We start from the raw sequence: 19,458 nt of genomic DNA on the forward strand, positions 1-19,458 counted from the left end.
GAAAATGAGAATAGAACTCTTAATTTAGTGAATGAAAATGTTAAAATTATAAATATTAAATCAATAAAAAGTGATAGATATATTTGATTCTGTATCATAGGAATTTAGAATAGTAATCAAAAGCAATTATTGAATTAAAGGGGATAAAAATAACAGGGAGGGGATAGCCATGATTTATGTAATTAGACATGGGCGAACAGATTTGAACAAAGAAGGAAGACTGCAAGGGAGATTAGGATTACCATTAAATGAGTATGGTATAGAACAAGCAGAATGTTTAAGAGATAAGCTTAAACATATAAAATTTGATTATGTATTTTCTTCTCCGCAAGAAAGAGCAGTTGAAACAGCAGAAATCGTAACGGGTATAAAAGCAATAACCGATAAAAGACTTGATGTTTTTGATTTAGGAGAGGCAGACGGATTAAGAAAAGACGAAGTAAAAATGGCTGGAGGTGCTCCTGATTCTAGAGCTTATAATGGAGTTGAAGATAGTAACAGCTATGTGCAAAGAATTTTTAACTTTATGCATGATCTTGAAGTGAAATATAGAAAAAGAGAGTTAAATATTTTGTTATCTGGACACAGGTGTACAACTGGCTGTATCGGTGCTTATTTTGAGGGGATTCCAGAAGACAGAAATATTTTAAAGTTTTCATCCAATAATGGAGAATATAAAGTATATAAATTTAATCGTAACTCGTGATATAAAGGCTTATGAAATATTGTATTTTTGGGTTTAATGTTAATTGAATAAACTAAAACGCAAAAAGGCATCGGCTGATTCCCAGTGGATGCCTTTTTAGTATTGAGAATGCGGGGGCAGATTTTATAAATAATAATGGTAATAGTTAACCCCCTATTTTACTTTTGATTGCCATACCCTATGTTCAGCAAACAGTTTCTTTCTTATTACTTAAAAATCTTTCGCAAAATTTTAATTTTGTTTCTATACGGTGGAAATACAAACCCTAAATCTATCCTTGAGCTTTTCTTTAAAATGCTTTTACGATGTGTAAAAGTATCAAAACTATGTTTGCCATGATAGGAACCGAACCCTGCATTTCCTACTCCACCAAAGGGTAAGTGGAGATTAGCCATATGTGACATTGTATCATTGACGCATCCTCCTCCAAAAGAAATTCGTCCTAATACCTGTTTTTCAACATTTTTATTTTCAGTAAACACATACAAGGCTAACGGTTTAGGATGGTTGTTAACCATGTGAATGACCCCATCTAAATCGTTGTACTCCATAATTGGTAAAATTGGTCCGAAAATTTCTTCTTTCATAGCTGCATCATCCCATGATTTTACTTCAAGAAGTGTTGGTTCAATATATAAATGACTTCTAGATGAATTTCCACCAAATATTATATGATTTTGGTCTTTTTCTAATATAGAAATAAGTCTATCAAATTGTCTCTCATTGACAATTCGACCATAATCATTGCTTTTTGATACATCCGATCCATAAAAGCGGGTGATTATTTCTTTCATCTTCGAAATCAGTTTTACCTTAACAGATTTGTGTGCAATAACATAATCGGGTGCAATACAGGATTGCCCAGCGTTTATGAATTTTCCCCAGATAATACGTTTGGCTGCTATATCGAGGTTAGCTGTTTCATCGACAATAGCTGGTCCTTTTCCACCAAGTTCTAATGTTACTGGTACAAGATTTTTTGCCGCGGCTTCCATGACAATTTTTCCAACTTGAACGCTACCAGTAAAAAAGATATAGTCAAATGGTGCATGAATTAATAAAGAAGTTGTTTCTCTGTCTCCTTCAATTACACGAATATATTGCTTATCAAACGTTTCACTTATTATTTTGTTAATTACAGTTGAAACATTTGGTGCATTTTCTGAAGGTTTGAGAACTACACAGTTTCCTGCCGCAATTGCCCCAATAAGAGGTTCAATTAATGATTGGAATGGATAATTAAAAGGTCCAATAATTAGCACTGTACCATATGGCTCTTTTATTATGTAGCTTTTGGAAGGTGAAAAGTGAATAGGTGTTTTTACTTTTTGTGGTTTCATCCACTGTTTTAGGTATTTCATTATAAAGTTGATACTGTTTAATGTGAAACCAATTTCTGCAGCATAAGCTTCAAACTCGCTTTTGTGTAAATCTTGATATAATGCGCTCAGCACTTGATTTTCATATTGTTGAATAGAAATTTTTAATTTTTCTAACTGTTTAAGGCGGAATTGAAGACTTTTTGTATAATCATTATGGAAAAATTGTCTATGCTCTTGAATAAGTTGTTGAATATTATCAACCATTAGGAAATCCCTCCAATAGAAAGAAAATATTTAAATACTATGTATATCAATTATAGAGAGTATTTGCTCCATATATTCTATTCACTAATGCATCCGTTTGCTGAAAAAAGCTACTGTTAAACTAAGGGTGGTTATCTTAGAATTGGGTAAATTCGATAAATATTACATAGTATTTCAAAACATGCTCTTCATATTTGCTTTTATATCAAGGTTAAAACCGTTAATTTAATCAAACTTTACTTTAAAGCTACACGTGAACGTTTTTGTATTAACAATAAGAAAGAAATTATAGATAGAATATTTTATTTCAATATTCTTTAATTTTTAATTTTTTTATAAACACAGTAACTGCTATGATTTTTTTATTAGGAGGGGATTTGTGGTGAATATAGTACCAATATAGAAAGATGATGTTCCTTATGTTATTATGGGAAAAGATTTAAGCACTATATAATAGCGAATATCTCATATTTGTAGGAAACTATAAAACAAAAAAGAAGACTTGCTACTAAGAGCTTCTTTTTTGTTAGAATTTTAAACATTTAATCTAAATGTACTGTGCAATTATATAATTCTGAATCCCATCCGTTCTCTATTTTTATAATTTTAGTTATTGATGTATTTTTAGGAGATTCTATCATGCTCAAATGAGGTACTAATTCTTTGAGAAGCTGCTTAATGAATGAGCCATGACTAACGATTAAGATGTTTTTGTTAGGATATTTATATGTAATTTCTTCAATAAAAGGTATAGCTCTTGTTTTAACGCTATCAGCACTTTCGATTCCTAAATCAAGCTCTCTCCAATTATCTCCCCACTTCGAAATTCGTTCGTCTTCGGTTGTTCCTTCAATTTGCCCACCGCTTACTTCGCGAAGTCTAGGGTCTAAATGGATTTCTATATTTTCAATGTTTTTTTCTATTGCCTCAGCAGTTTGTTTCGCTCTTAATAAATCGCTAGAGTAGATTACATTCCACTTCTCTGTAGCTAAACGTTCTGCAAGTTTATAAGCTTCAGATAATCCAGCTTGATCAAGTGGAATATTTGAATTTCCTTGTGCTCTACCTTCTTTATTCCAATGTGTGCTGCCATGCCGGATAATACCGAGTGTAGTCATATGAAAACCTCCAAACTATAGTTTTTAGAAAAATAAAAATCATTCCGTTATTATATGACAATTCAGGAAATAAAAAAAGGAAACTTTATATTTTCTATACAAAAGTTTTAAGAATATTGTTATGCAAACAGATGAATTAGGAGATTTAAAGATAAATGCAAGTAGGATTCTTGTATAGAAATAAAGAACCTTTAATGTATTAGTTGAAAAGGAGGTAAAGTGATGGAGGTTACGATTCGTGCAGTAGAAATACAAGATGCTAGAGCAATTCATCGTATATGCATACAAAATGATGTTTTACCATATATGGTTTTCTTGCCTAGTATGCGAGTGGATGCGATGGAAAATAGGATTCGAAATCTAGCGCCGAATCAATTTGAATTTGTTGCTGAGTATGATGGAAAAGTCGTTGGGTTTATTGGTTTAACGCAAGGGCAAGGACGAAGGTCACATTCGGGAGATTTATTTATCGGTGTAGATAGTGAATATCATAATAAAGGCATTGGGAAAGGTTTGATGACGAAAATGCTGGATCTTACAGATAATTGGTTAATGCTAGAGAGAGTAGAACTTGGTGTTTTGGAAATAAACCCTGGTGCAAAAGTACTATATGAAAAATTTGGATTTAGGGAAGAAGGTATAAAAAGGGGGAATCTAAAAGCTCATGGTAAGTTCATTGATGAAATTATGATGAGTCGTCTTCGGCCTAATGGTTTAATTGTACATAATTAAAAATTACAAGAAAAAGAATGCTTTTTTTGTAAAGCATTCTTTTTTCTTGTAATGGGGAGTAGCCTTTTCTTAAAGATGTAAGATTTACATAAACATAACACTTTTACTTATTATGTAAGTAGTCTATACTAGAGTACATATATTTTCAAATTGGAGCGAGTAAATAAAACATGGAGCTGAGAAAATTAGAACATATCATTGAAGTGAAAAAAGAAGAACTTTTTGCACTTGTTTCAAATTATGGATTTCAACACCAAAAAGTACTTGAAATGAGCCAGGAATTAGACAAGTTAATAAATTATTTTATGTTATTAAAATAAAGAGCGGTCACTTTATACAGAAATAATGATTAAGTGATAGTTGGTTATTTTAATTGTTAGTTTATTAGCTGTAAATATTAAAAAGTATAATTATTTCCTTATTTAAATATATCTTCTAACATCATTAAGCGTTACGAACCTCATTTTAGAATCTCATCATGTTATAAACACTACTGTAATATGAAGTGTGTTTTATTTAAATAATTTAATGAAAGAAAGTAAATAGATTAGCGATATTTTTGTTTATGAAAAGACCACCAAGTAAAATGAAATTATTAACTTTTGTTGATGTTTTTTTCAGTTCAACCATAGAATTGAGAAGAAACCTTATAACAAGAAGCTGTGCATCATAAAAAATGTTTGAAAATGAAGAAGTAGTTTCGTATATGAATGAAATTCATGAGAATAGTGCTTGGAGAACTTTCATTCAATTATGGAATGAAACGAATCGTTATCCTTTTTGTGAAACTAGTGATGTTTCTAATCTTTAAGTGCCTGCATTATGTATTGCTGGAGGGAGTTCGGAGGATGAGTCTTCAGCTGCTATATCTTTTAAACAACTAAATTCGGAGATTCATATTGCTATGTTTCCTTTGGCTTAATCATTTAGTGTATAATGATCAATCTGAAATGTATTCACATACATTGTATACCTTTTCAAGAACTTTGAAAGTTGCTAGTCGAGAAAGCTCATTTTTGGGTATAATAATAAAGGAATTTATTTATAGTATCGGTTAGGAGCGTAGCAGGTATGAAAACAGTTGTTGTCATAGGTGGAGGTATTACAGGACTTTCTACTATGTATCATTTAGAAAGATTAAAAAAGGATTACGATATAGATTTGGAATTAATCCTTGTAGAACAGAATGAATATTTGGGCGGGAAAATTCACAGTGTGAAAGAAAAAGATTTCATCCTGGAAACAGGAGCCGATTCAATCGTTGCACGAAATGAAAATGTTATGCCATTTGTAAAAGAACTGAAATTAGAAGATGAAATGGTATATAACGAAACAGGTATTTCTTATATTTACTCAAATGATACGTTACATCCGATTCCTGCTGACACAGTATTTGGTATACCGATGAGTGTAGAGTCGTTATTTAGTAGTACGTTAGTTTCAACGAAAGGGAAAATCATTGCACTGAAAGACTTTATTACAAAGAATAAAGATTTTACGAAGGATACATCACTCGCTGTATTTTTAGAAAGTTTTTTAGGAAAAGAGTTGGTTGAAAAACAGATTTCCCCCGTTCTTTCAGGAGTGTATTCTGGTAAATTGAATGAGCTTACAATGGCTTCTACACTACCATATTTACTTGATTACAAAAATACATACGGCAGTATTATAAAAGGTTTTGAAGTAAATAAAAAACAATTTCAGGCTGCTGGGAATAAGAAGTTTTTATCATTTAAAAATGGACTTTCTACGATTATTAATCGTTTAGAAGAGGAATTAGCTGAGACAGATATACGAAAAGGAGTAACAACGACGAAGGTAAATAGAGTTGATGATGGATATGAAGTTTCTTTTTCAAATCAAGAGACAATAAAAGCGGATTACGTTGTTATAGCTACTCCACATGATGTTGCACAAACATTATTAAGTTCTAATGAATTAGATGATGATTTCAATAAACTAAAAAATTCTTCGTTAATTAGCATTTATTTAGGGTTTGAAATAGCTGATGAACAATTACCGGTAGATGGAACTGGTTTCATTGTTTCAGAAAATAGTGATTTACTTTGTGATGCATGCACGTGGACAAGCAGGAAATGGAAGTATACATCAGATAAACAAAATTTATTGGTGAGATTGTTTTATAAAAGTTCGAATCCTGCTTATGAAAAAATGAAACATAAAAGTAAGGAAGAATTGATTCAAGTTGCCTTATCTGATATTGAGAAAAGCCTTAGAATTCAGGGAGAACCGCAAATTGTTGAAGTTACGGACTGGAAAGATTTAATGCCAAATTATCATTTAGAACATAACCATGCAGTTCAATCTTTAAATGAGAAATTATTAGATGTTTTTCCAAATATGTATCTAGCGGGGGCTTCATACTATGGTGTAGGCATTGGGGCTTGTATAGGAAATGGAAAGAAAACGGCAGAGAAGATTATTGAAGTATTGAATAATCACTTTGAATAACGTAACCTTTATATTTTTGACGAAATCCCTCTCTAGTATAAGAGTGGGATTTCGTCTGTTTTTTACTAAAAATTGTATCTATCGTTTATTCTTTAATTTTGATTAGGGTTTCTGCACGTTTCGTTTTATTTTCTGTAATTGTTAATGTGACGTTACCAGCTTCTTTAAATGAATAAGGGGAGAGTTGATAAATCTCTTTTATGTTATATTTTTCTTTTATTTCTTTTGTGGATGTATTTTTTATTAGGGAAATATTCGGTTTCCAAGTTTCTGTTTTACCAGAAGGGTAGTTTATGATAATTTGAGGTTTTTCTAAACTCAGTGTTTTCCAAGCAGCGAAATAAAGTTCGGTTTCTTTTTCTTTTTTGATTATTTGTTCTGAGAAATAACCAAATTCACCAATATCACCTGAAACGATATATTGTGTATTGTTTAGTTTAATGTCTAGCAAGGAAGGTTGATAAGTGGCTGCGTGATAAAATCCATATGAAAGTGATAATACCGAGGCGATTACAAGCCCAATTATAAATTTTTTCAAGCTGTTTCCTTTGAAACTTGTCATCATCGCCGAGTTTGGTGCGAATCGCTGTGCGAATAAAAAAACAAGTGAAATGAACAAGAGGGCAATGCCTATAAAAATATACATGATTTTCGGTCCCCTCCGTTAATACAACTCTTATCTCTGCGTTGAATAATAACGTGATGTATTGTTCACTAATATTTTAACATAAATATCCAATTGATATTGGATATGGGGAAGCTTTCGAGAAACAAATGTATATAGTTCATTTTTAAAGAGGTGCTTGTTATATTAAGCACCTCTTTAAATAAAGAAACATTAATTCTTATTTTTATTTGTTAATTCCATTTTCCGTGTTCCGAATAATAGTAAGAATCCGATTATGGTAATCATAATGATTGCAGTTACTATTAAATCAGTAAACATCAGATTTTGGTTTTGAATTTCTTTTCCGGTAAGTGTTAGAAATACTTGAAAGATAATAATTTAGAGTATTAATTCTGTTGGATTTTGTGTATAAACCGAATAAATTAAGAAAACCATGGGGGAAGCCTGTTTCATCTATTTAGAAAACAGGCTTTTATTTATGATGAAACTTCCGATTGGAGAAGATTTTTCTGATATAATAAATCAGTAAAAAGAAAAACATTAGGAGGATTTCAATGGCATTTCCTGTTTTAGAAACAGAACGGTTACGTTTAGTTGAAATTGATCAATCTTATTGTCAAAAAATATATGAAATCTTTTCGCTTGAAGAAGTAACGCGCTATTATGGAATGAATTCCTTTACAGAATTTGGTCAGGCTTCGCGTATGATTGAATCTTTTTCAAAAAATTTTTTTGAAAAACGTGCAATTCGATGGGGAATTGTATTGAAGGAAACAGGTATTTTAATTGGTACAATTGGATTAAATAATTTACAACTTTGGAGTAAACGTTCTGAGATTGGTTATGATTTACATCCTTCTTACTGGAGAAAAGGCTATGCAACGGAAGCTGTGCAAAAAATCATTACTTATAGTTTTCAGGAGCTAGGGATATTCAGAATCGGTGCAATTACATATCCTGAAAATGTAGCATCTTGTAAGATGTTGTCCAAAATAGGATTTCAGAAAGAAGGACTATTAAGAGGGTATATTCATCAAGGAGATCAACAACGAGATGTATATATATATTCTATTATACGAACAGATTTAGAAAAGAACCATGAGATATAGTACGCATGGTTTTTCTTTTATAATTAGATAGTAATGAAAAATAACGAACCCCTCTTATCAAAAGATAAGAGGGGAATGAAGCAATTAACCTAATTTAGGTAATAAACGTTCTCCGCTTTTCATGCTACTTTTACATAAAGGGCATTTTGGCTCTTCTTCAAATGAAAAGTTCTTTCTCATCCATCCTAAACAATCCTCTGATTCACATTCCCAAACAGGGGTTTGTTCTGGTGGTACTTCTGCTACATCGTTCTTTCGATTGCGATACATGTGACCACTCCTTTTATGTAAAAATTTTAATTATATATTAAAAAGGTTGTTAACCGTGCGATGGTAACAACCTTTTTATTGTTTAAATTATAGTTTTACAACGTTTTTAGCTTGAGGTCCGCGGTTGCCTTCTTCAACTTCGAAGCTAACTTCTTGACCTTCGTCAAGAGATTTGAAACCTTCGCCAGTGATAGCTGAGAAGTGAACGAATACATCGCTACCGTCTTCAACTTCGATGAAACCGAAACCTTTTTCGCTGTTAAACCATTTTACTTTACCTGTTAATGTCATGGTAAATGCCTCCTAAAAATAAGAAAAATTAATTACAATATGATCCGTCTTATTTCAACGAAAATAAAAATTCACATATTATCAAAAAACCATTAGGAATACTTATTATTCTTAATAGATGCTTGATAATATGTAAAGTGAAGCTTTTATAAATTTGACCTTAAGACCTATCTTACAACAAATGGTGAGAAATAGCAAGTGTTGGAAGGAAATGGGGTGTTTTTAAGAGCGAGTGCTTCAATAATGCTATTGGTATAGGGATTTGATTGTATTTCATGTATCTAAGTTTTTTATTAACAAGATTAAAAATATTCACTTTTATGTATTATTCCTGGTTCGAAAATATGTGAAAATACTCCAGATGATTACGAGTGGCATTCCTTGTTGTATTTTTTAATTTATGGATATGAATTTTAAATGGGGATATAAAAGTATAAAAAATAATAAATTTAGTGTAAAATAGGAAGTATTTGTAAGTTACAGAAGGGAAGGGAGGAGTAGTTTTGAATAATAGTCGATTTAAAACAATTGAAGCAGCAAAGGAAGGTCGAAAAAAAGTACACCCAATTTTAGCAGTAATATTATCGATTGTATTTTTAACACTTAGTGAGTTATTCATGCTATTTATGTTGTTTTTACCAAAAGCAGAAACGACATTGATGAAAGGGATTTATGATAACTTAAGGATGTTATTAACATTTGGCGGAGCAATTTTATTTGTATTTTTATGGGTTCGTTTTGTGGAAAAACGTCCATTTTCATCAATTGGTTTTTGGAAAGATAAAGCTTTAAAAAAATACTTACGCGGAGCATTCATTGGGCTTACATTTATAACAATACCCGTTTTAATTTTAGTTTTAAGTGGTTCTGTTACCTTACATATACAACAGATTTCAAGTACAGTCATATTGGGAATGGTAGGTTCTTTAATAGCATTTTTAGTACAAGGTGCCACAGAAGAAATTGTTGTACGTGGTTGGTTATTTCCAGTTATTTCAGTTAGAAGTCGGGTATGGATTGGAGTTGCTGTTACCTCATTACTATTTGGGTTTCTCCATCTACTGAATCCAGGCATTACAGTTCTTTCTATATCAAATATCATATTAGTTGGTGTATTCGCAGCGTTTTATGTATTAAAGGAAAATAGTCTTTGGGGTATATGTGCTTGGCATTCTATATGGAACTGGGCTCAATATAATATATATGGTTTTGCGGTAAGTGGTACAACAATATACTCTACACCTCTGTTTAAATCAACAACAAGCGGTCCGAAATCGTTACATGGAGGAACTTTTGGGATTGAAGGAAGTGTAATCACAACAATTATGCTTGCTGTTGCCTGCATTGTATTATGGAGACAATTGTGGGGAAGAAAATTGAAACAACATAATATTGGGTAATTTATGGGGGATAGTTATATTGTGATTAGAACAACATCGTGCATAATGTGAAAAGTAATGAGTATGACTATAACGTTTAGATGTTTGATAGAAGGTTCCTAAGATTAGTATATTTGATTTTTTTATTATGCAACTGTTCTTTGATATGATACAGGATATTTTTTACAATATAAATTTGAGTGTTCTAGATGCCTAAAATCAATATCTTCATGTGGATAAGAATGAAGTTTATTTTGTAATTCGTACGTTTCGTCAAAATGAAGGAATGTTATACCTTTATGTAATAAACTCATTTCAGTCATCTTCTTTACGTACTAATCTAGCACAAATTTAAATGACTTAAAAATAAAATGCTTTCTTAATTCAACTGATTTCAAAGGGTATAGTCTGGATAAAGCTAACCGTATTTTGCCGAGCAGAGATGGAGTGTGGAAAAATTCTTATATGAATTTTAGAAATCATAATCCTTTTACAGAATAATCTTGCAATATGAAACTGAATAGAAATACAATAAAAGGAAACCTATGAAAGATTTTGATCAAATGTTATTTTGGGGGAGAGAATGGATGGAGAATTTTTAAGAAAAAGCATTTTTAAAGAATAATTTATAACAAGTTATTTTTGAAAAACGCAATAGGTAGGAAAAAAATGAGTGATGGAATGTTGGGGGGAGGAAATATGTACAATGAAAACACTATTAAAAATACTAGGGATAATTGCTGGAATGGTAGTAATCGGTGTGGCACTTACTTACGGAATTTTATATTATCTCAATCATAGTAAACCAACCGCTAAAAAAACACCAACTGCGGCTCCGGCAGTGGAAGTATTAGCTGATAGTAAAGTAAAAGCAGAGAATGCAAAACTGTTAGATAATGGTAATTATTCATTGCCAAATAGTGACTTTAATAAAGGCTTTAAGTGGACTGATGAAAAATTACAAATCGCATTACATGAAATGGCACATCAAAAAGTAAAAGCGGATCAAAAGTGGGGTTATATTTTTATAACGCAAGAACGAATTGAAAGTTTATTGGGGATTGTTAAGAGTAGTGATATGAATCATAAAAATACATATATAGATATTTTAGAAAGATGGAAACAAGGGAAATACGAGAAAGTTGATGCGGATCATAATACGATTTGGAAATTACAAAGCGGTAATCTTGGCGAAGGTAAGGGTGTAATGTCACAAAATGAGCAGAAAGAGTTGGTTAATAAAGTCTTCATGCAAAAGGAGACATTCTCAGGAAGCATGTTAATAGCAGGTGGTGAACAAGTTAAAAAATAGTTTTGAAAATTTGATAGATAAGGATAAATACGCAGCGAAATATAAAAGTTCCGCTGCGTATTCGCTTTATTTGACATATGAAATAAATGGGAATAAGATTCATATATGAAATAAAAAAAGGAAGGCTTTTTCGAATGGATATGAAAAAAAGAGAATTATATGGAAATATTCGAGATGTCTATCATCAACTGAAAAGAAATTTGGATAAAGCGATAGAAGAGCACGATATAAGTTATGTTCAATTTGGTGTGATACAAGTACTTGCGAAGTCTGGAAAGGTTTCTATGTCTAAGCTAATTGAAAATATGGGGTGTGTTCCAAGTAATATGACAACGATGATCCAAAGGATGAAACGAGATGGTTACGTTGCGACAGAGAAAAATCCAAATGATCAACGTGAAACACTTGTGTATTTAACTGAAAAGGGAGAAATAGCTAGGGGAAAAGTCGATGTAAAATATGCAGGTTTTTTAGAAGAAAATTGTAGCTGTTTTACTGATGAAGAAGAACAGAAGCTACAAGAACTATTATTAAAATGGAAGCATCGTATAGTTTAATTGTGATATATAAGAAAAAGTGTAACATTCTGTTACATTTTTCTTTATATAAATAATTCATATATGAAATAAAATAACGTATATAAAATCGGAGGTGTGAGGAGGAATTTAAATAATTATTTCATATATGAAATAAAAAGAGGGGAATACAAGTTGCAAGTAAAATCAATGTTACGTATTTTAGCAGTTATCGCGTTTTTTATCGGTTTAGATTCTTTAATTGTTTCACCATTGTTGCCTGCGATTTCACAGACAACAGGAATGCCTGCTGAAAAGGGAGGGCTTTTAATTACAGCATACGCACTATGCTATGGGATAACAGCTCCATTTTTTGGACCATTGTCTGATAAGGTGGGGAGAAAGCAAATGATTGTCACAGGTCTTATCATTTTTTCAGCCGCTACATTTTGTACCGGGCTTACGAATCATTTTGAAATACTCTTATTGTTTCGTGGACTGACTGGTTTATCCGGAGCTATGATCATGCCAAGTGTATTTGCATTAGTAGGAGATAAAGTACCGTACCAGTCACGAGGAAAAGCGATGGGGATGATTATGGGAGCAATGGTTGGATCGACGGTATTAGGTGTCCCTATCGGTGCGTTTTTATCTGAGGTAGGAAACTGGCAATGGACATTTTATATTATTGGATTACTGGCTTTGCTTGTTACGTTAATTACAAGTCGATTGTTACAAAAAGAGATTTCGAAAAACCAGTTATCAATTTCTGCACCCAAAGCAATGATTGGATCTTGTAAAATCGTATTTACAAATTTCTCTGTTTTCTTTGCGTTATTAGCAACGTTTTTATGGACTGTAGGACTACATGGTATGTTCTCATACATAGGTGTGTATTATGGAAGAAATTTTGGGTTTACAATTGGACAGATTGGAATTGTTATTTTCTTTGCTGGTTTAGGAAGTGTAATTGGTAATGTAGCTGGTGGGAAATTGGCGGATAAAATAGGTAAGAAAGTTGTGGTTTCAATCGCAAGTATATTTGCTTCTATAAGTGTGATTTTATTTTCTGTATATATTGGAAATGTAAAATATGCGATTACCGCACATATGATCTGGAGTATATGTATTGGGTTGGGTCAGGCTTCACTCACTGCCTTGATTTCAGAATTAAATCCAGCTATACGAGGGACAGTTATGGCATTAAATAGTTCTGCAATGTATATCGGAATGACGATTGCTTCAAGTGTTGCATCGTTTGCTTTGAGTAAAGGTTTACCGTTCTTTGTCTTAGGAATAATTTGTGCAATTGCTAGTTTACTCGTCCTTCCGAGCATATATTTTCTTGTTCAAGAGAAGGCCACAACTACGAAAAATCAAATTGGCATATAAAATGGGAAGGAAAAAGAAGGTATACGTTATAGGTGAGAAATGAATGAAACTCCAAAAAGAGTTGGTATCCTTCAGCAGAGACAATCAACTCTTTTTCTTTGTTTACTTTACCTTTGTTGTTTCACCTAGTTTATATTTAAATTTCTATTTTTTGAAAAGAAGCTACAATCTTTTGTAACTGCTCAATAAACATTCGTGTAGCGGCACACATATATTTATCCTTTCTATAAATAATTCCAATTTCTATTGTTGCAGTAGGATTTTTGATTTTAATAGCTTGAATAGAGTTACTCTGTAGAAAGTCTATATATGGTTTAGGCAACACTGTAATTCCCATTCCTTTTGACACCATGTGAATTAATGATTCCATTGTACTTATTTCTAAAATTGGTTTTGGTGTAAAGTTAAAGTTTTGACAAAGCGAACGAATAAGCTGTGTTAAAAAGAAATTTTTGGGAAGAAGGATAATAGGATATTTCTGTAACACTCCCATCGTTACAGTAGTGTGTTGTGTTAATTCGTGATTAGTTGGCACTACTAAAGTAAGTTCATTTTGATAAAGCGGAATAGATATGATTTCTTTGTCTTGAACAGGAAGAAATGTAATGCCAATATCTAATTCGTTTTGTAACAATTTTTCACGAATTTCCCCAGTACGAAGACCTAATACGGAAAGTTCAATATTGGGATATAACTCATTAAAATTCAAAATGGCTGGTGGTAATAAGTAGTTTACGGTCGTCAATAGAGCACCAATGGTTAACTTTCCTTGCTGAAGCCCGTTTAAATCTTGAATTGCAGCATGCGCTTGTTCTACTTCGTGAAAGATTTTTTTACTATGTGAAAGCAAAATTCTTCCCGCTTCTGTTAAAGAGATTTTTTTGCCAATTCGATCAAAAAGAGGCATACCAATTTCATGTTCAAGTGCACGAATCTGTTGACTCAGTGAAGGTTGTGAAATGTTTAATTTTTCAGCTGCTTTTGTAAAATGTAATTCGTTTGAAACAGCTACAAAGTATTCTAATTGTCTTAACTCGATGGGAATCACCTCTAATGATAGGTTTTACCTATCATTATCATATAAATAATTGAATTGAACAATGATCATCTTGAAATTATACTCACATTAGTAGAACAGCAAAGTAATCATTGTAAAAAATAGATGAGGTGATGAAATGATACAAGCATTAAAATCTAATACATTACCAGGTAATTATTCTCAAGAACTTCATAAGAGATATCAACAAGCTGTACCAATAGGGGTATATAATTTAACACCTTTGTACGTACAATCGGCAAAAGAAGCAATGATAACAGATGTAGATGGAAATAACTTTATTGATTTTGCGGGTGGAATTGGTGCAATGGAGCTAGTGACCGATCATGTAACGAAAGAACCCGCAAAAGAATTAACAGCGCAGTTAATTAAGGAGTTTTGGAAAAATGGGCTTATAAGCATTGGGGCGGGTATACATGATAATGTTCTTCGATTTTTACCACCACTTGTAATTTCGAATGAAGAAATTGATAAGGGGTTTGAGATAATAAATCAAGCTTTTGAAGCGCTTTGTCAAAATAGTAAAAGGAGTGGGGAATGATGCCAAGGTCGTATGACTTGAGGTCTCTTAATGTAGGTATGCCAAAAGAAGTGTCATATGGTGGGAAATTAATTCAAACGGGTATTAATAAATCACGGGTAAGTGAGCCTGTTTTTTTATCATCACTAAAATTTAACGGAGATGGGCAAGCTGATTTAGTCCATCACGGAGGAATAGATAAAGCAGTTTGTGTTTATTCCTATAACCATTATCCGTATTGGGAAAAGGAATTGAATCGAAAGTTTGTATACGGTGCTTTTGGAGAGAATATGACAGTGCAGGACATGCTTGAGGAAGATGTTTGTATAGGTGATATATTTCAAATTGGCGAAGCGGTGGTACAAGTAAGTCAACCAAGGCAACCTTGTTTTAAATTAGCAAAAAAGTATGATATACCGCAATTACCACTCTACTTCCAAAACACAGGGTATACGGGATTTTATTTTCGTGTTCTAAAAGAGGGGTGGGTATCACCAACAGATTCTCTTACGCAACTTGAGTCTGATCGTAAAGGTATTTCAATCGCTTTTGCAAACCATATAATGCATAAAGAAAAACGTAACTTTGAGGGAGTACGAAGGATTTTAGGAGTAGAGGCCCTTTCAGCAAGTTGGAGAAAAACATTTGAAAAACGTTTGAAAGGAGAAGAAGGAAGTACGAAGGAGAGATTAGAAGGGATTAGTGAATAACGGGGTAGGAACTGGAATGTTTTTTATACTGTAATGTTAAAGCATAAATATTAAGTGACTCCTATGCATCTACCAGAGCTGATTCGTGCAAAATATATCCGTAGTGAAAAAAATTGGATAAATATTGATTGTTCAAATGAAGAAAGATAAACAAAGGATTAGCGAATCTCACTTAGGTATTTTTAGGAGGAGTTAAAGATGAAAATAGGGTTAATCGGTCTAGGGAAAATGGGATTAAATTTAGGTCAAAATTTAATTGATAAGAATCATGAAGTAGTGGCGTATGATGTAAATACAGATGCTATAAAAGAAATAAAAGAATATGGAGCTATAGGTACATCTAGTCTATCTGAACTTATTCAATCTCTCGAAAAACCAAGAATTCTATGGATTATGGTGCCACATGCTGTTGTTGATACTGTTATTAATGAAATTACACCGCTTTTAAGTCAAGGAGATATTGTGATTGAAGCGGGTAATTCCCATTATAAGGAATCCATTCGTCGTTATGATGAGTTTAAAAAAGCTGGTGTACATTTTATGGATGCAGGAACGTCTGGTGGAACAGAAGGTGCTCGTAATGGTGCTTGTTATATGATTGGAGGAGACCCGGAAGCGTGGAAAACTGTTGAGACTGTATTTCGAGATACAGCTGTAGAAAATGGATATTTATATGCAGGAAAAGCAGGAAGTGGTCATTTTTTAAAAATGGTTCATAATGGGATTGAATATGGTATGATGGCTGCTATTGGTGAGGGATTTGAAGTGTTAGAGAAAAGCGGGTTTGATTATGACTATGAAAAAGTAGCAAGAGTATGGAATAATGGTTCAGTTATTCGTTCATGGCTCATGGATTTAACGGAACGCGCATTTTCAAAGGATGCAAAGTTAGATGACATTAAAGGAATCATGCATTCTTCAGGAGAAGGAAAATGGACAGTTGAAACGGCTCTTGATTTACAAACAGCGACACCTGTTATTGCCCTGTCCTTATTAATGAGGTATCGTTCATTAGAAAATGATACATTTACAGGTAAAGTTGTTGCAGCACTCCGTAACGAATTTGGCGGACATGCGGTAGAAAAAAGTGACAAAAAATGAGTCATTATCTTAATGTAATTGAAAAACGTTTTCTACATAAAAACAACCTCGTTCTTAAAAGAACGGGGTTGTTTATTATTTATATATCTTTAAAAAGAAGAACACGTGCTGGAGAGGCATCAGTTCCAACTAGTTTTAATGGTGCAGCTACCATAAAATACTGATCTGCCGGCACGTTTTTTAAACGTAATCCTTCAATGACGATAATATTTGCATCGAATAATGCCTTATGAGTTGGGTGTCCTGGTTGGCTACGTTCCACCCCGAGAGCATCAATACCAACTCCTCTAATGTTTCGCTTCGCTAGATAATGGGCACCGTCTTCTTTTAAAAAAATAAATTCATAATTAAACTCGTCTTCAAAAGAATTACGAGTTTTAAATAAGATAAAGTCATTCTCTTGAATATCGAGGTGTTGTAAATCAGTTATTGTAATTCCATCTTCAACAGTTGTTAAATCAAAAACTTTAACAGGTCCCACTAATTTTTCTAATGGAATACTTTCAAAGGTTGCTCCTTCGTTAATCATATGTAATGGTGCATCAATATGTGTACCTGTATGGACGTCTAATGTAATACGTGACTCTGTGACATGCGCATTTGTTGTTCTTGAAAATTGTGGTTGTTTTTCAGGCTTATTTTTGTAAACAGTCATCCCTTCAAATATAGGTGCTGTAATATCATATATTTTCATTGTAACTTTCTCCTTTCAAATGAGAGGTTATCGTTGGCCACCAATGGAAGCGATCTCTTTCTAATAAAGCATCAGATTCTTTAGGGCCCATTGACCCAGACTCATAGTTAGGAAAATGTTTCGCCGGTTTATTACGCCAAACACTCGAGATTGTATCAACGAATTTCCAAGAAAGACATACTTCGTCCCAATGTGTAAAGTTAGTTGAATCACCACGCATACAATCGTATAGAAGAACCTGATATGCTTCAGGTGTATTCATTTTGTCCATACAGTTATTACAATAACTTAATTGGATGGGTGTCGAAGTAGTACCGCTATCGGTTTTTTGCGCATTTAAATGGAGGGTAATTCCTTCTTCCGGTTGAATATGAATGACCAATAAATTAGGATGAACTTTTTTTTCCTTATTAAAATATAGATTCATTGGTAAGTCTTTAAATTGTATGACAATTTCAGTTGATTTTTCTTGCATACGTTTCCCAGTTCGAATATAGAAAGGAACTCCTGACCACCTGAAATCTTCAATCATTAATTTACCAGAAACGAATGTTTCTGTGTTCGATTCTGAATCTACTGCGTTCTCTTCACGGTAGCTAATTACTTTTTCCTCGTCTATCATACCTGGTCCATACTGTCCTCGTACAAAATTATGTTCTACTGTTTCTTCTGAAAGTGGCTGTAAAGCACGTAGTACTTTGACTTTTTCACTTCGGATTTCATTTGCGGTTAGCTTTATTGGTGGTTCCATTGCAAGGAGTGCCACCATTTGTAACATATGATTTTGGACCATATCACGTAGTGCACCTGAATCTTCGTAATAGCGGCCTCGCTCTTCTACTCCTAAAGTTTCACTTGAAGTAATTTGGATGTTAGCTATATATTGATTATTCCAAAGGGGTTCGAAAATTGCATTCGCAAATCGAATGACTTTAATGTTTTGAACCATTTCTTTACCTAAATAGTGGTCAATACGATAAATTTCATCTTCTGTGAAGGCATGGCGAATTTGATCATTTAATGCTTGTGCTGATTCATAATCATGTCCAAATGGCTTTTCAATCACTAAACGAATCCAACCTTCTGTTGAAGTTAATCCTTCTGATTTTAGATTCGTGGCAATTGTGCCGAAAAAATCAGGGGCCATTGCTAAATAAAACATACGATTCCCTTCGGTAAAATACCTTCCATCTAGAGTGATTAATAAACTTTTTAGCTCCTGATAAGAAGATAAATTCGTTACATCAAAAGGATGATAATAAAAATGGGAAGCGAATGTATCATGAGTCATGTTTTCTTCTTGTAAATTGTGAATAGATTGTTTAACATTTTCACGAAATTCTTCAGTAGATAATGGTCTTCTTGCTACACCAACAACGGCAAAGTTTTCAGAGATTTTCCCTTGTCGAAAGAGCCTGAAAAGAGACGGGAATAATTTGCGCTTTGCTAAATCACCTGTCGCACCAAAAATAACGATAATACATTTAGGAGTAGTATAATTTTTCATGGTTAAATAGCCCTCACTTTAAATGAAATTAGTTCCCACTTAGTATGGTGATTATTGAACAATACATGTAAGAGTAAGATAAAATAATTTTTATCCCGCTATTCGCGGGCAGTAAGACCCCCCACCTCAAAATTCAGCGAAAGTACAGGAATTGAGTCGGAGATAAACTGCCCGTAAAAGCCCGATTGGTGAGGGCTAATAATCAGTGGGGGATGAAGAAAACCCGCACTGATTAAAGTTTCACTTTATCTGACATATATCGGTTAGCTGTTAAATATAAAAATTATAAAAGTGTTGTAATACTAAAAAAATAATTCCTTAGAGTTTTACTGAAAAGAACTTGTCTGAATCATAAAGGG

General features: G+C 32.9%; 19 protein-coding genes and 2 pseudogenes. 12 read left to right on the forward strand and 9 right to left on the reverse strand.

Annotated elements, in window-relative coordinates:
* The first annotated feature begins 169 nt into the window (after positions 1-169).
* On the forward strand, positions 170-706 hold the full coding sequence (locus JDS96_RS15120) for a histidine phosphatase family protein (protein WP_199667271.1): 537 nt from the start codon (positions 170-172) through the stop codon (positions 704-706).
* Positions 707-912: 206 nt separating this feature from the next.
* On the opposite strand, the gene JDS96_RS15125 is transcribed toward JDS96_RS15120, so the two are convergent.
* Together JDS96_RS15125 and JDS96_RS15130 are read right to left on the reverse strand one after the other, a co-directional pair.
* A complete protein-coding gene (locus tag JDS96_RS15125; protein WP_199667272.1) occupies positions 913-2,292 on the reverse strand; it encodes an aldehyde dehydrogenase in 1,380 nt (459 codons plus the stop codon).
* 542 nt (positions 2,293-2,834) lie between these two features.
* Positions 2,835-3,410 (reverse strand): histidine phosphatase family protein, encoded by a 576-nt coding sequence (locus tag JDS96_RS15130; protein ID WP_199667273.1) that lies wholly within the window; start codon positions 3,408-3,410, stop codon positions 2,835-2,837.
* Between the two features lie 222 nt (positions 3,411-3,632).
* Between JDS96_RS15130 and JDS96_RS15135 the strand changes: the two genes are divergently transcribed.
* The 3 genes from JDS96_RS15135 to JDS96_RS15145 all read left to right on the forward strand — a co-directional run bounded on the left by JDS96_RS15135 (position 3,633) and on the right by JDS96_RS15145 (position 6,614).
* On the forward strand, positions 3,633-4,142 hold the full coding sequence (locus JDS96_RS15135) for a GNAT family N-acetyltransferase (protein WP_003204482.1): 510 nt from the start codon (positions 3,633-3,635) through the stop codon (positions 4,140-4,142).
* A 170-nt stretch (positions 4,143-4,312) separates the two neighbouring features.
* Positions 4,313-4,462: an aspartyl-phosphate phosphatase Spo0E family protein gene (locus JDS96_RS15140; protein WP_003203953.1), complete on the forward strand. Its 150-nt coding sequence runs from the start codon at positions 4,313-4,315 to the stop codon at positions 4,460-4,462.
* A 751-nt stretch (positions 4,463-5,213) separates the two neighbouring features.
* Complete coding sequence (locus JDS96_RS15145) at positions 5,214-6,614, forward strand: protoporphyrinogen oxidase (RefSeq protein ID WP_199667274.1); 1,401 nt, start codon at positions 5,214-5,216, stop codon at positions 6,612-6,614.
* An 85-nt stretch (positions 6,615-6,699) separates the two neighbouring features.
* Here the strand turns inward: JDS96_RS15145 and JDS96_RS15150 are convergent, their stop codons facing one another.
* Entirely contained in the window at positions 6,700-7,260 is a 561-nt protein-coding gene (locus JDS96_RS15150) for a hypothetical protein (protein ID WP_199667275.1), read from the reverse strand.
* 536 nt (positions 7,261-7,796) lie between these two features.
* On the opposite strand from JDS96_RS15150, the gene JDS96_RS15155 reads away from it, so the two are divergent.
* Entirely contained in the window at positions 7,797-8,351 is a 555-nt protein-coding gene (locus tag JDS96_RS15155; RefSeq protein ID WP_003203956.1) for a GNAT family N-acetyltransferase, read from the forward strand.
* Positions 8,352-8,435: 84 nt separating this feature from the next.
* On the opposite strand, the gene JDS96_RS15160 is transcribed toward JDS96_RS15155, so the two are convergent.
* Both JDS96_RS15160 and cspD read right to left on the reverse strand, forming a co-directional pair.
* Positions 8,436-8,621, reverse strand: a complete 186-nt coding sequence (locus tag JDS96_RS15160; protein WP_000286203.1) for a cold-shock protein — start codon at positions 8,619-8,621, stop codon at positions 8,436-8,438.
* An 87-nt stretch (positions 8,622-8,708) separates the two neighbouring features.
* Positions 8,709-8,912: a cold-shock protein CspD gene (cspD, locus tag JDS96_RS15165; protein ID WP_003203959.1), complete on the reverse strand. Its 204-nt coding sequence runs from the start codon at positions 8,910-8,912 to the stop codon at positions 8,709-8,711.
* Between the two features lie 503 nt (positions 8,913-9,415).
* Here cspD and JDS96_RS15170 point away from each other — a divergent pair.
* Complete coding sequence (locus JDS96_RS15170) at positions 9,416-10,312, forward strand: CPBP family intramembrane glutamic endopeptidase (RefSeq protein WP_199667276.1); 897 nt, start codon at positions 9,416-9,418, stop codon at positions 10,310-10,312.
* A 112-nt stretch (positions 10,313-10,424) separates the two neighbouring features.
* Here the strand turns inward: JDS96_RS15170 and JDS96_RS33275 are convergent.
* Positions 10,425-10,605: pseudogene (locus tag JDS96_RS33275) on the reverse strand (arginase family protein); the annotation flags it as partial.
* 392 nt (positions 10,606-10,997) lie between these two features.
* Here JDS96_RS33275 and JDS96_RS15175 point away from each other — a divergent pair.
* From JDS96_RS15175 to JDS96_RS15185, 3 genes are all read left to right on the forward strand, one after another.
* Positions 10,998-11,603, forward strand: coding sequence for a PRK06770 family protein (locus JDS96_RS15175; RefSeq protein ID WP_097793842.1), 606 nt, complete (start codon positions 10,998-11,000; stop codon positions 11,601-11,603).
* A gap of 134 nt (positions 11,604-11,737) precedes the next feature.
* Positions 11,738-12,160, forward strand: coding sequence for a MarR family winged helix-turn-helix transcriptional regulator (locus tag JDS96_RS15180; RefSeq protein ID WP_199667277.1), 423 nt, complete (start codon positions 11,738-11,740; stop codon positions 12,158-12,160).
* Positions 12,161-12,313: 153 nt separating this feature from the next.
* The gene (locus JDS96_RS15185) at positions 12,314-13,510 is read left to right on the forward strand and encodes an MFS transporter (RefSeq protein ID WP_199667278.1); all 1,197 of its coding nucleotides are present in this window, start codon (positions 12,314-12,316) and stop codon (positions 13,508-13,510) included.
* Positions 13,511-13,646: 136 nt separating this feature from the next.
* Here JDS96_RS15185 and JDS96_RS15190 read toward each other — a convergent pair whose 3' ends face one another.
* On the reverse strand, positions 13,647-14,558 hold the full coding sequence (locus JDS96_RS15190) for a LysR family transcriptional regulator (protein WP_199667279.1): 912 nt from the start codon (positions 14,556-14,558) through the stop codon (positions 13,647-13,649).
* 259 nt (positions 14,559-14,817) lie between these two features.
* Between JDS96_RS15190 and JDS96_RS32105 the strand changes: the two are divergent.
* The 3 genes and pseudogenes from JDS96_RS32105 to gnd all read left to right on the forward strand — a co-directional run.
* Positions 14,818-15,108, forward strand: a pseudogene (locus tag JDS96_RS32105) (aminotransferase class III-fold pyridoxal phosphate-dependent enzyme); the annotation flags it as partial.
* Entirely contained in the window at positions 15,108-15,797 is a 690-nt protein-coding gene (locus JDS96_RS15200; protein WP_199667280.1) for an MOSC domain-containing protein, read from the forward strand. The pseudogene JDS96_RS32105 and the gene JDS96_RS15200, both read left to right, overlap by 1 nt.
* Positions 15,798-15,995: 198 nt before the next feature.
* Positions 15,996-16,898 (forward strand): phosphogluconate dehydrogenase (NAD(+)-dependent, decarboxylating), encoded by a 903-nt coding sequence (gnd, locus tag JDS96_RS15205; RefSeq protein WP_199667281.1) that lies wholly within the window; start codon positions 15,996-15,998, stop codon positions 16,896-16,898.
* Positions 16,899-16,977: 79 nt separating this feature from the next.
* On the opposite strand, the gene JDS96_RS15210 is transcribed toward gnd, so the two are convergent.
* On the reverse strand, positions 16,978-17,592 hold the full coding sequence (locus tag JDS96_RS15210) for a cyclase family protein (protein ID WP_018767021.1): 615 nt from the start codon (positions 17,590-17,592) through the stop codon (positions 16,978-16,980).
* Positions 17,579-19,099: a glucose-6-phosphate dehydrogenase gene (zwf, locus tag JDS96_RS15215; RefSeq protein ID WP_097793836.1), complete on the reverse strand. Its 1,521-nt coding sequence runs from the start codon at positions 19,097-19,099 to the stop codon at positions 17,579-17,581. Before zwf ends, JDS96_RS15210 begins: the two co-directional genes overlap by 14 nt.
* Between the last annotated feature and the right edge of the window lie 359 nt (positions 19,100-19,458).

The organism is Bacillus cereus group sp. N21 (genome assembly GCF_016483395.1).
Taxonomy (GTDB): Bacteria; Bacillota; Bacilli; order Bacillales; family Bacillaceae_G; genus Bacillus_A; species Bacillus_A pseudomycoides.

Excerpts from the sequence above, each read along its gene's own strand:
- JDS96_RS15120 (WP_199667271.1), top strand. The coding sequence starts at position 170 with ATGATTTATGTAATTAGACATGGGCGAACAGATTTGAACAAAGAAGGA.
- JDS96_RS15125 (WP_199667272.1), bottom strand. The coding sequence starts at position 2,292 with ATGGTTGATAATATTCAACAACTTATTCAAGAGCATAGACAATTTTTC.
- JDS96_RS15130 (WP_199667273.1), bottom strand. The coding sequence starts at position 3,410 with ATGACTACACTCGGTATTATCCGGCATGGCAGCACACATTGGAATAAA.
- JDS96_RS15135 (WP_003204482.1), top strand. The coding sequence starts at position 3,633 with ATGGAGGTTACGATTCGTGCAGTAGAAATACAAGATGCTAGAGCAATT.
- JDS96_RS15140 (WP_003203953.1), top strand. The coding sequence starts at position 4,313 with ATGGAGCTGAGAAAATTAGAACATATCATTGAAGTGAAAAAAGAAGAA.
- JDS96_RS15145 (WP_199667274.1), top strand. The coding sequence starts at position 5,214 with ATGAAAACAGTTGTTGTCATAGGTGGAGGTATTACAGGACTTTCTACT.
- JDS96_RS15150 (WP_199667275.1), bottom strand. The coding sequence starts at position 7,260 with ATGTATATTTTTATAGGCATTGCCCTCTTGTTCATTTCACTTGTTTTT.
- JDS96_RS15155 (WP_003203956.1), top strand. The coding sequence starts at position 7,797 with ATGGCATTTCCTGTTTTAGAAACAGAACGGTTACGTTTAGTTGAAATT.
- JDS96_RS15160 (WP_000286203.1), bottom strand. The coding sequence starts at position 8,621 with ATGTATCGCAATCGAAAGAACGATGTAGCAGAAGTACCACCAGAACAA.
- cspD (WP_003203959.1), bottom strand. The coding sequence starts at position 8,912 with ATGACATTAACAGGTAAAGTAAAATGGTTTAACAGCGAAAAAGGTTTC.
- JDS96_RS15175 (WP_097793842.1), top strand. The coding sequence starts at position 10,998 with ATGAAAACACTATTAAAAATACTAGGGATAATTGCTGGAATGGTAGTA.
- JDS96_RS15180 (WP_199667277.1), top strand. The coding sequence starts at position 11,738 with ATGGATATGAAAAAAAGAGAATTATATGGAAATATTCGAGATGTCTAT.
- JDS96_RS15200 (WP_199667280.1), top strand. The coding sequence starts at position 15,108 with ATGCCAAGGTCGTATGACTTGAGGTCTCTTAATGTAGGTATGCCAAAA.
- gnd (WP_199667281.1), top strand. The coding sequence starts at position 15,996 with ATGAAAATAGGGTTAATCGGTCTAGGGAAAATGGGATTAAATTTAGGT.
- JDS96_RS15210 (WP_018767021.1), bottom strand. The coding sequence starts at position 17,592 with ATGAAAATATATGATATTACAGCACCTATATTTGAAGGGATGACTGTT.
- zwf (WP_097793836.1), bottom strand. The coding sequence starts at position 19,099 with ATGAAAAATTATACTACTCCTAAATGTATTATCGTTATTTTTGGTGCG.